Here is an 11,319-nt window from a genome sequence, read left to right on the forward strand (position 1 = left end):
GGCGTCGGCGAAGACCTGCGCGGCTCGGGTCAGGGCGTCCGGGTCCAGCATCCAGGACATCACCCGGGCTTCGATGATCCGCGCCTCCAAGTGGGCGTCGGGATCGTAGTCGAGCAAGTCCGGCATCGCCGGGCGCAACAACGCGAGGCAGCCGACGTGGTCGTTGCGGTTCAGGCACAGCAGTGCCCGGTGGAACTGTGCCCCGCTGCGGGGGCCGGACGGACACTCGTCGAGATACGGGACAGCGCGGTCGTACCACAATTGAGGTTCGGCGAACTGATTGCCTTGAGCGGTCCACACGTTGAACAGCAGTGAGGTCAGCTCCACTGCAGACGCGGCTCGGCCGGTACGGTACGCGTACTCGACGGCGGCGCGCAGGTTGCCCAGGTCGTCCTCCATCTCCGTCCAACTGCGGACCTGGTCGTCGAAGCCTTGGCGGGCCAAGACGCTGCGTGCGCGGTCCAGCCAGTACTCCAGGTGTGCCTCCGCCATGGCCGACGCGTCGTCCAGCTTGCCGGCGGCGTAGTCCTGCACGACCTCCAGTAGCCGATGACGTCGCCGGCCGTTGGTGTCGTGCACCTGGACCAAGCAGTGGTCAACCAGCCGCGACAGCGCAGGCAGGACAGAATCCGGAGCGTCGGCGTCGCCACACACCTGCTCGGCCGCGTGTGTCGTGAAGCCACCGCGAAACACCGACAGCCGAGCCAACAGCTTCTGCTCAGCGGGGCTGAGCAGTTGGTAGGACCAGTCGAGGGTGGCGCTCAGGGGGTGAAGCGTGGTGCCGGTCCAATCGGTTTCGACATCCAGCAGGTCGAAGCCGTGCTCGACGTCGTCGGCGAGCCGGGTCACCGATCGGGTCCGCAGCCGGGCAGCGGCCAGCTCCAGGGCCAGCGGCAGACCGTCCACTCGACGGCAGATTCGCCCGACTGCGGCCAAGTCGTCGTCCGTCGGCGCAACCTGAGGAGTGATCTCACGCGCGCGGCGCAGGAACAGGGCGACCGCGGGGACATCGGCGTCGGCCGGGCGATCGACGTCCGGCAACCGCAACGGCTCCAAGCGATACACCGTCTCTTCGTCCACGCCGAGCGGCTGCCGTGAGGTCGCCAGCACGCGCAGCATCGCTGAAGCCGACAACAACCGGCGCAACAACCGAGCACACGGCTGAGTGAGATGTTCGCAGTTGTCGAGCAGCAGCAGATGTGGTCGCCCACCCAGCACGGCGTGAACACCGGACAGCGACTCGTCGACCGTGGCCGCTTTGACACCCAGCAGGCCACCGAGTGCGAGGACCAGCTCGTCCCAGCTGCGCAGCGAGCCGAGCAACACAACGGTGACGTCACTTCGCAACTCCGGCGCAGCTGATTCGGCGCAGTGCAACGCCAGCGTCGTCTTTCCCACTCCGGCCGCTCCGACCACAGTGATCAGGCGATGATCGCTCATCAATTGGGTCAGCCCGGCCACCTCGGGCTCCCGGCCGATGAGGTGGGTCAGCCGCGACCGCGGACCCCGCCATGCCGGCCGTTGAACAGTCGTCGACGTCTCGACCGAGGGCTGCTCAACGGCATTCATGGCGGACAGGCGCGGTTCGAGTCCCGGATCATGGGCCAGGATGGCCTGCTCGACAGCGCGCAGCTCGGCCCCGGGTTCGATGCCGAGTTCGTCGATCAACCGCCGGCGAGCTGACCGGAAGCTGGCCAGCGCCTCGGCCTGTTGCCCGGAGCGATACTGCGCCAGCATCAGCAAGGCGACCAGCCGCTCCCGCAACGGGTGCTGCGCGACGAGCGTGGTCAGTTCGGTGACCAGCTCGCGATGCCGGCCCAGGCCCAGCCGGAGCTCGGCGTAGTCCTCCTGCGCCGAGACCCGTTGCTCGTCGAGTCCGGCACAGATCTGTGCCTTGATCGGCGCGGTCGCCGCGTCGGCCAACGCCGGGCCCCGCCACAGGTCGAGCGCGTCACGCAGCATGCTCACCCGCGCGGACGCGGAGTCCGCACGCCGCGCTTCCTGCACGAGCCGACGGAACCGGTGCATGTCCACCACCTGGTCCGGGGCCTCGATCATGTATCCCGCGCCCGTCGTGGCCAGGCGCACCCCGTAGCGCTCGGCGCCGGCGTCGCGGAACAGAGCACGCAGCCGTGACACGTGGGTCTGCACGATCGCCGTGGCCTGAGCCGGCGGCGATCGGTCCCACAGCAAGTCGACCAGCCGAGTGACCGGCACGGCATGGCCCAGCTCGACGAGCAGGACCGCCAGGACACACCGCTCCTGCAACCGCCCGAGCCGTCGCGCCGTGCCGTCAGTGGCGAACTCGACCGGGCCGAGCAGGCGGAATTCCACGCCAGCAGCGTAGTGAGGGCGGCATCGGTGTCAAGGAAATGTCAAGCCGGTGCCAACCAAGTCCGGCCAAGCTTGCTGATGGCCGCAAGTCGCCGCTGCGTGGACGAGCTGGAAAGGACTTCCTCGTGACCCGAGGCAACATGCTCCGCCGTGGACTCGCACCCATCGCGACCGGCACGATCGTGGCCCTGGCCGCGCTCTCCACCCCTGGGGCCCCGGCGCTGCCGAGTGAATCACTCGACGGCATCGGCCAGGCGGCGGCCCGGCCCGGCGGCCTGCCGACCGCGGTGACCGGCGATGAGGCCCTCGACGCTGGTGAGGTGACCCTCCTGACCGGCGACACCGTCACGGTCCAGCGGCTCGGCACCGGCGACTACGCCACCACCGTGACGTCGCAGCGGCTCACGGCGGACGGCGCGCCGGTGACGTTCCGGACCGTGAGCACGCCGGAGGGAGCTCACTACGTCTTTCCCTCCGATGCCGGGCCGGCGATCGCCGCCGGGATCGTGGATCGCGAGCTGTTCGACGTGCGGAGGTTGGTGGAGGCCGGCTACGCCGACACCGACGAGCTCCCGGTCATCGTGCAGTACGCGGACCAGGCGGTGGGCCGGGCGGAGACCGGGGCGGCGAGCCTCGCTGCGACGCTGAGGGCCCGCACCGGCGAGCTGCCCGGTAGCAGCGACGTGCGCGCGCTGGAGAGCATCAACGCGGCTGGCGTAGCCGTGTCCGCGCAGCACTTGGAGGCGTTCTGGGGCGACCTTCGGAATCGGCTGGGCGCAGCAGCACACGAACGCAGCCGGCAGGCGCGACCGGCGGAGATCGAACGTGTCTGGCTCGATGGCCCGGTGCACCCCACGTTGGACCAGAGTGTGGCCCAGATCGGCGCTCCGGCCGCGTGGCAGGCCGGCCTCGACGGCGCCGGGGTCAGCGTCGCCGTCCTGGACACCGGGATCGACCAGACCCACCCGGATCTGACCGGCAAGATCGTCGAAGCGGTGAACTTCACCACCGAGGATTCAGCGGTCGACCGGCACGGGCACGGCACGCACGTGGCCTCGACCATCGCCGGCTCGGGCGCCGCATCGGACTCGCGGTACCGCGGCGTCGCACCTGGCGTTTCGCTCCTCGTCGGCAAGGTGCTGGACGACAACGGCGACGGGCGTGAGTCATGGCTCATCGACGGGATGGAGTGGGCCACGGCCGCCGATGCGCAGGTGGTGAACATGAGCCTCGGCACCGATGCCCCCAGCGACGGCAACGACCCGTTGAGCTTGGCGGTCGACGAGCTGACCGAGCGGACCGGAACGTTGTTCGTCGTCGCCGCCGGCAACACCGGCCCCAACCCCAGAACCGTGGCCGCGCCCGGCGCCGCAGCGGCCGCGCTCACCGTCGGCGCCGTCGACAAGACCGACCGGCTGGCCGACTTCTCCTCACGCGGGCCCCTCACCCGCAGCTTCGCCCTCAAGCCCGACATCACCGCTCCCGGCGTCGCGATCACTGCGGCCCGCGCGGCCGGGACGAGCCTGGGCACCGCAGTCGGAGAGCACTACACGACCGCGAAGGGCACGTCGATGGCCACACCTCACGTGGCCGGGGCTGCCGCGATTCTTGCCCAGCAGCATCCGCACTGGCAGGCCGAACAGCTCAAGGCGGCGCTGATGGGCTCGGCCGTCTCTCCATCGGGCCTGTCCGGCTACGAGCAGGGAGCCGGCCGCGTCGACATGGCTCGAGCGCTCGAGCAGGACCTGACGATGTCCCCGGCCAGCATCGACTTCGGACAGCTGGCCTTCCCGCACGAGGAACCGGTCACCACGACCGTGACGATCACCAATCACGCCGACGCACCGGCCACCATCGATCTCGCCGCACATCTGCAGGATTCCGCCGGTGACGGGGCGGATTCGCAGATCGCTGTCGAGCCGGCCACACTCACCGTGCCCGGTGGTGGCTCGGGGCAGGTCGAGGTCACCTTCACGCCACGCCGGGACGGGCACGGCTCGCACTCCGGGCGGTTCCAGGTGCTCGACTCGAACTCCGGGGTAGAGATGTTCGGCACGGCGATCGGGGCCAATCCCTTGCCGCCGGGACACACGTTGCGGCTGACCGCCGTACCGCCGCAGGGGTGGCCGAACGAGCGCATGACCGACTGGGCGCTGTGGACGCTCGTTCGGGTGGACGCTGAGCAGCCGGTCATGCTGGAGGCTCGCCAGGTTCCATCCGCCGACGTCTGGGTGCCGGACGGGGTGTACGCGATCTCGGTGTCGTTCCTGCACGTCGACCCCTCGAGCGGCGCGTTCGCCCACACCGAGCTCGTCGACCCGGAAGTGGTCGTCAGCGGCGCCGACCACGAGGTCGTCCTGGACGGCACGGCTGCCGTGCCGCTACGACTGTCCGCCCCGCAGCCGACCCAGCTGCTCACCGTCAGTCAGACGATGGTTCGCGAGACGACCTACGGCGGCTCCTACCGGATCGGCTGGGCGGCCGACCATGGCCGGATGGGGGCACAACTGCTCAGAGTCACCCCGACCGAGCCGGTCACCGTCGCATCCGCGCGATTCATCACCGGAATCGAGGCCATCGACGACATCACGCGGCTTGATGTGTTGGGGGCCGACGCTCCCACCGTGGACCCGACGTACCTGCACTATTACTTCCAGGCCCCCAAGCTCGACGTGCAGGGTGATCTCCAGCTCGTCGACGTCGGGTCCGGCAGCGCCGAAGCCGTCGAACGTTCGGACCTCCGCGGCAATCTCGCCCTGCTGACACGCACGTGGCAAGACGGCTTCAGTATCAACAATCCAGGCGTGCCGGTGCACGAGACGTTGATGCGGCTGCGCGAGGCCGGTGCGGTCGGCGCGGTGCTCGCCGTGGACGTGGGGGTACCCACCTGGTGTGGCCCGCCGATCATCGACGGCGGCGCGCCGGCAGGGTGCGAGCCGAGCGCGCCGCTGCCGGTGCTGCGCCTCGGTCCCGGTGAGGTGCAGCAGCTGCGCTCGTACACCGGAGGCGAGCCGGTGCCGGTGCGGCTGTCTACTGCGACCGACCCGTCGGTGGCCTATCGCCTGCATTTCACCGACCCGGTGGTACCCGACGACGGCCGCTATCAGGTGCGGGCCGATGAACTGGCCACGGTCGAGTCGCACTACAACAGTTCGCGCCCCAGAGACATCCACCGGATCACGCGCCAGATCGAGCCTGACGGCGCCAGCGTGGCGACCCGGGCCTGGTTGCCCGGGCAGACGGTGCGCACCGAGTACGTCGGGCCGGTGTCCGACGATGTGCTGTGGTGGACGCTGCTGGACGGTGCTCACCCGAGCGAGCGGGACAACCCGGACGGGCTGATCTCCGACGACAAGTCCGAGGAGGCCTTCGAGGTCTTCGACCGAGCCGAACGGATTCGCACGACGTGGGGCATGCCGTCCGGGCTGGGCTCGCTGCGCCTGCCCGTCCTCGGTGAGCTGGCCGGAGTCTTCCCGTTCCACGACGGTTGCGTGTTCTGCCGGGACGGCCAGAACCTGTACGTCTTCCCGGAGTCCACGTACAGCGACGGCACGCACAGCGGCGAGAACTACCTGTGGGCCGCGCTGGCCGGCGATGCCGAGGTGCACCTCTACCGGGACGGTGCGGAGCTGCCGACGCCGATTCCCGCCCTGTGGGACCTCAGTCAGTACCCGCAGCGGGCGCACTACCGGTTGACGCACCGCGTCAACCCGGCCTACACACCGCACCCTGCCGAGATCAGCTCGGAGTGGGAGTTCACCTCCGAACATCCCACCAGTGACGAGTCGGTGGATGGTTTCGAGTGCCAGGGCCAAGGCGGACCCGATGCTCCACCCGGGCCCAAGCTGTGTCGCGTCGAGCGGTTGCTGCAGCTCAGTTGGGACTTCGCCGCGGGCTTGACCGTCGACAACACGGCACCGGCTCCCGGCGCCCAGCAGCTGACGGTTTACGTGTACCGACAGCCCGGGGCTCCGCCCAGCGCCGTGGACAGCTTCGACGTGCAGGTCAGCTACGACAGCGGCGAGCACTGGCAACCCGCACGGACGGCACAGGTGGCCGGCGACGGCGCCTATCGGGTCGTCTTGGTTCACCCGGCGCGTCACGGAGCCGGGACCACGGTGAGCCTGCGGGCCGAGGCGGTCGACGACGCCGGCAACCGGGTCCAGCAGACCGTCATCGATGCCTTCGAATTGCAATCGCGGCGCGGTGGTGCCCGGTAGCGACCGCGCGAAGCCGTCGGGTCAACTGACCTCGAAGATGCGGATCATGTTGCCGGCGGGGTCGCGAAACGCGCAGTCGCGGATCCCCCAGGGCTGGTCGGTCGGTTCTTGGACGACTTCGGCCTCGTCGGCTTGCAGTCGCTGGAAGGTCTCGTCGAGTTCCGGGGTGGCCAGGTTGATGCCGGCGTAGGTGCCCTTGGCCATCATCTCGGTGATCGTGCGGCGCTCGTCGTCGGTGATGCCCGGGTCGGCGAACGGCGGATGCAAGACGATGGACACGTCGGGCTGGTTCGGCGGGCCGACGGTGATCCAGTGCAGCTCGCCGTACTCGACGTCGTTGCGGATCTCGAAGCCCAGCGTGTCGCGGTAGAAGCGCAACGAGGCCTGCGGGTCGTTGTGCGGCAGGTAGGCGTTGTGAATGGTGATGTTCATGGTGACGAGGCTAGGCGCGCTGGAGAACCCGCGCTTCTCGATTCCTGACCGGTCTGCTGACGTGTTTGGCCACGCAGGGTGGGATCCCCACCATGGCGCCGGTCGCCTCGCGCCGGTACACGCTGGGTGCCACCCCCACCAGCTCGGTGAATCGGGTGCTGAATGTCCCCAGCGAGGAGCAGCCGACGGCGAAGCACACCTCGGTGACGCTGAGGTCGCCGCGTCGCAGTAGCGCCATGGCGCGCTCGATGCGCCGCGTCATCAGGTAGGAGTACGGCGACTCACCGTAGGCGCGCTTGAACTCACGGCTCAGGTGCCCCGCCGACATGTGCGCGTCACGGGCCAGCGCTTCGACGTTCAGCGGCTGGTCGTACTCACGGTCGATGCGGTCGCGCACTCGACGCAACCGCACCAGATCACGCAAGTCATGCGTGTCGGCCATGGCGAAATCTTATCCAGTGCTGACGCCAGCGGCGCGGCGACGCCGTGCGCGGGCTCGGGGAACAACATCGCCGAAACATTTGTTGATGTATCAACAACCCAATATTTTCAAGGAGGCGGTTCGCCATGTCCGGCGGTCAGAGGTCGTACGACTACATCATCGTGGGAGCTGGGGGTTCGGGAGCGGTGCTGGCGAACCGCTTGTCGGAGGACCCACGTACGTCTGTGCTCCTGATCGAGCGAGGCGGCAAGGGATGGAATCCACTGCTGTACATCCCCAAGGGGTTCTTCTTCACCCTCAAGTCCGACTCGTTGACCAAGACCTATTCGGCCAAACCGTTCCCGTCGGGGTACGTCGAGCCCTGGCTGCGCGGCAGCGTGCTCGGCGGATCCACAGCGGTCAACGGCATGATGTACGTACGCGGTCAGCAAGAGGACTACGACGCCCTGGCCGCGGCCGGCAATCCACAGTGGAGTTGGACCAACATCCTGCCGGCCTTCCTGGCCATGGAGGACCATTCTCTCGGCGCCTCCGCGATGCGCGGCACCGGCGGCCCGTTGGGCGTCACCGTTCCGACCGACACCGACGACGAAACCGTGCGCCTGTTCCTCGATTCGGCTGCCGGTGCGGACTGGAAGTTCGTCGAGGACCTGAACGCCCAGGACGAGCAGCAAGTCGGCTTCACGCCGTCGACGATCAAGAACGGCATCCGCCAGAGCACCGCGAACGCCTTCCTCTGGCCGATCCGCGGCCGGAAGAACCTGACCATCGCCACCGGAACGACGGTGGGCACCCTGCGCTTCGACGGCAAGCGCGTCATCGGTGTCAGGGCGAGGTCGGGACGGCGACTCATCTCGTACACCGCCCGCAAGGAAGTCATCCTCTCCGCCGGCGCGATCGAGACGCCCCTCTTGCTCGAGCGGTCCGGTATCGGCCGCGGCGACGTGCTGAGGCGAGCCGGCGTCCCGATCCGGGTCGAAAGTCCCCATGTGGGAGAACGGATGATCGAGCAGCACGGCGTGGCGATTCAAGTCCGGTTCAAGCGCCCCATCGGCAACACCCTGGCGTTGAGTTCCAAGGCCAAGCAGCTGGCTCAGGGCGCCCGGTACCTCTTGACCCGCCAGGGCCCCGTGGGCACGGCAGGGTATGACCTGATGGCGCACATCAGATCCGGCCCGGACGCGAGCCGTCCGGACATCCAAGTGGTGGCGGTGCCGTTCGGACTGGACTTCTCCAACGGCCTCGATGTCGCCAAGGAACCCGGCCTGTACATGCTGGGCTACCAGATCCGGCCCAACACGCACAGTTCCATCCACATCAGCGGCGCCAGTCCAGGTGCGGCCCCGATCATCGCCGCCAACTACTTCGACGATGCCGAAGACCGGCGTGTCACGGGCAGCATCGTGCAGAAGCTGCGCGAGGTGACCGCTCAGGAACCCATCGCCTCGGAGATCGCCTTCGAGGAGTTCCCCGGCCCGGACGTGCAAACCCCGGAACAGGTCGTCAACTTCGCCCACTCCCCCGGGATCACGATCTACCACGCCGTCGGGTCGGCGGCCATGGGCCCCGAGGACGACGACGTCGTCACGCCTGACCTGCGCGTGCGTGGGGTCGACGGTCTCCGGGTGGTCGACGTGTCGGTTCTGCCGCAGCAGGTCTCCGGCAACACCGCCGCTCCCGCGATGGCGATCGGCTGGCGAGCCGCGGACCTCATCCGCGACTCCTGACGTGAGCTTTGCTCGATGCCCTGGGCCTACCAGTCATTTCCGATGTGGGGGATATCACGATGACCGACGGGTAGGTTCAGGGCATGGGCTTGAACGTCACGCAGAAGTTGATCACGTCGCACCTGGTCTCCGGTGAGGCCACGCCCGGTAGTGAGATCGGGCTTCGGATCGACCACACGCTGACCCAGGACGCCACCGGCACCATGGTCATGCTCGAGCTTGAGGCGATGGACCTCGACCGCGCCCGCACCGAGTTGAGCGCGCAGTACGTCGACCACAACCTCCTACAGGCCGACCAACGCAACGCCGAAGACCACGCCTTCTTGCACAGTGCGTGCCGCCGCTTCGGCCTGTGGTACTCCAAAGCCGGCAACGGCGTGTCGCACCCCACGCACATGCAGCGTTTCGGCCGGCCCGGCCTGACCATGGCCGGCTCGGACTCACACACCTGCGCCGCCGGCTGCTTGGGCATGCTCGCGGTCGGCGTGGGCGGGGTCGAAGTGGCGATGGCGATCGCCGGCGAGCCGCTCTACGTGACGATGCCCGAAGTCTGGGGTGTCGAACTCACCGGTGAGCTACCGCCGTGGGTGTCGGCCAAGGACGTGATCCTCGAGATGCTGCGGCGGCACGACGTCAAAGGCGGGCTGAACCGGATCATCGAGTATCACGGCCCCGGCCTCGCCCATCTGTCGGCCATGGACCGGCACGTGATCGCGAACATGGGCGCCGAGCTCGGCGCCACCACCACGGTCTTCCCCGCCGACGACGCCGTCCGGCAGTTCCTGCGGGCTGAAGACCGCGAAGACGACTTCACCGAACTGCTGGCCGACGATGATGCGACGTACGACCTCCATGATCACATCGATCTTTCGACTCTCGAGCCGTTGATCGCCAAGCCCACCTCGCCGGGCAACGTCGTGCCGGTTTCCGAGGTCGCCGGCACGGACATCAGCCAGGTGGTCATCGGCTCCAGCGCCAACCCCGGCCTGCGTGACTTCGCGATCGCTGCGGCGATGGTGAAAGGCAGGCAGAGCGACGCGTCGGTCAGCTTCGACGTCAACCCGTCGTCGCGGCAGATCTTCGAAGACATGACCAGGATGGGTGCCACGTTCGACTTGCTCGGCGCAGGCGCCCGATTGCACCAGACCGGCTGCATGGGCTGCATCGGCATGGGCCAGGCACCGGCCCAAGACACCAACAGCCTGCGGACCTTCCCGCGCAACTTCCCCGGCCGCAGTGGCACGCCGGACGACTCGGTCTTTCTCTGCTCCCCGGAGACAGCTGCTGCCAGCGCGTTGACCGGGGTCATCACCGACCCCCGCGCGTGGGCGGAGAAGTACGGCGTCGACTACCCGGTCCTCGACCTGCCGACCAGGCACAGCATCAACACCTCGATGCTGGTTCCACCGCTGCCGCCGGAGGAATCCGCGAAGATCGAGCTGGTCAAGACGCCGAACATCTCCACACTGCCCGACTTCGACGGGGTTCCGGACGCGATGCAGCTGCCGGTCGCGCTCAAGGTCGGCGACAACCTCTCGACCGATGAGATCTCCCCGGCCGGTGCGGCAGCCTTGCCCTTCCGCTCCAACATCCCGGAACTGGCGAAGTTCACCTTCCGGCCGGTGGACCCGACGTACTCCGAACGCGCGGCCTCCCTCGGCGACCACGTCGTGATCGGCGGGGACAACTACGGTCAGGGCTCGTCGCGAGAGCACGCGGTCATCACCCCGCGCTACCTCGGGTTGCGAGTCGTCGTGGCCAAGTCGTTCGCGCGTATCCACTGGCAGAACCTCGCCAACTTCGGCGTCCTGGCTCTGGAGTTCGCCGACCCGGCCGACTACGACACGCTCGGCCCCGGCGACACCCTCGAGTTGAACGGCGTGCACGAGAGCCTGCAGGGCGGGCGGGCGCTGCAGGCGCGAGTCGGCGACCGGACCGTCGAACTGCGCCATCGGTTGTCGCCCCGTCAGATCGACATGGTGCTCACCGGAGGCGTGATCCCGGTCCTGCGCCGCGAGCTCTAACCTGGAGCCACACGTTCTCGAGGGTTGCCCGCGCGGCGGTCGTGGTGATCGTCGTGGGCTCCACGGCCGGTTCCCGGCGGTCGTGATGATCGTCGTGGTCGAAAATGCCGCTATAACCCGCACATTCCCGCACGACGATC

General features: G+C 68.4%; 6 protein-coding genes. 3 read left to right on the forward strand and 3 right to left on the reverse strand.

Features of this window, described 5'->3' with window-relative positions; translation table 11 throughout:
- On the reverse strand, window positions 1-2,334 hold a 2,334-nt coding region (locus M6444_RS00960; protein WP_298321992.1), incomplete at its 3' end, for a BTAD domain-containing putative transcriptional regulator.
- A 125-nt stretch (window positions 2,335-2,459) separates the two neighbouring features.
- On the opposite strand from M6444_RS00960, the gene M6444_RS00965 reads away from it, so the two are divergent.
- Window positions 2,460-6,554 (forward strand): S8 family serine peptidase, encoded by a 4,095-nt coding sequence (locus M6444_RS00965; RefSeq protein ID WP_298321994.1) that lies wholly within the window; start codon window positions 2,460-2,462, stop codon window positions 6,552-6,554.
- A 21-nt stretch (window positions 6,555-6,575) separates the two neighbouring features.
- On the opposite strand, the gene M6444_RS00970 is transcribed toward M6444_RS00965, so the two are convergent.
- Together M6444_RS00970 and M6444_RS00975 are read right to left on the reverse strand one after the other, a co-directional pair.
- The gene (locus M6444_RS00970) at window positions 6,576-6,986 is read right to left on the reverse strand and encodes a VOC family protein (RefSeq protein ID WP_298321996.1); all 411 of its coding nucleotides are present in this window, start codon (window positions 6,984-6,986) and stop codon (window positions 6,576-6,578) included.
- Between the two features lie 10 nt (window positions 6,987-6,996).
- Window positions 6,997-7,428 carry a helix-turn-helix transcriptional regulator gene (locus M6444_RS00975; protein WP_298321998.1) on the reverse strand — a complete coding sequence of 144 codons (432 nt, stop codon included), beginning with the start codon at window positions 7,426-7,428 and terminating at the stop codon, window positions 6,997-6,999.
- A gap of 125 nt (window positions 7,429-7,553) precedes the next feature.
- On the opposite strand from M6444_RS00975, the gene M6444_RS00980 reads away from it, so the two are divergent.
- Complete coding sequence (locus M6444_RS00980; protein ID WP_298322000.1) at window positions 7,554-9,155, forward strand: GMC family oxidoreductase N-terminal domain-containing protein; 1,602 nt, start codon at window positions 7,554-7,556, stop codon at window positions 9,153-9,155.
- Window positions 9,156-9,238: 83 nt separating this feature from the next.
- Complete coding sequence (locus M6444_RS00985; protein WP_298322002.1) at window positions 9,239-11,179, forward strand: aconitate hydratase; 1,941 nt, start codon at window positions 9,239-9,241, stop codon at window positions 11,177-11,179.
- Window positions 11,180-11,319 lie beyond the last annotated feature (140 nt).

Source organism: Haloactinopolyspora sp., assembly GCF_027324685.1.
Classification (GTDB): domain Bacteria; phylum Actinomycetota; class Actinomycetes; order Jiangellales; family Jiangellaceae; genus Haloactinopolyspora.

Bases quoted from the DNA above. Each gene is read 5' to 3' on its own strand.
- M6444_RS00975 (WP_298321998.1), bottom strand. From the start codon at position 7,428: ATGGCCGACACGCATGACTTGCGTGATCTGGTGCGGTTGCGTCGAGTG.
- M6444_RS00980 (WP_298322000.1), top strand. From the start codon at position 7,554: ATGTCCGGCGGTCAGAGGTCGTACGACTACATCATCGTGGGAGCTGGG.
- M6444_RS00970 (WP_298321996.1), bottom strand. From the start codon at position 6,986: ATGAACATCACCATTCACAACGCCTACCTGCCGCACAACGACCCGCAG.
- M6444_RS00985 (WP_298322002.1), top strand. From the start codon at position 9,239: ATGGGCTTGAACGTCACGCAGAAGTTGATCACGTCGCACCTGGTCTCC.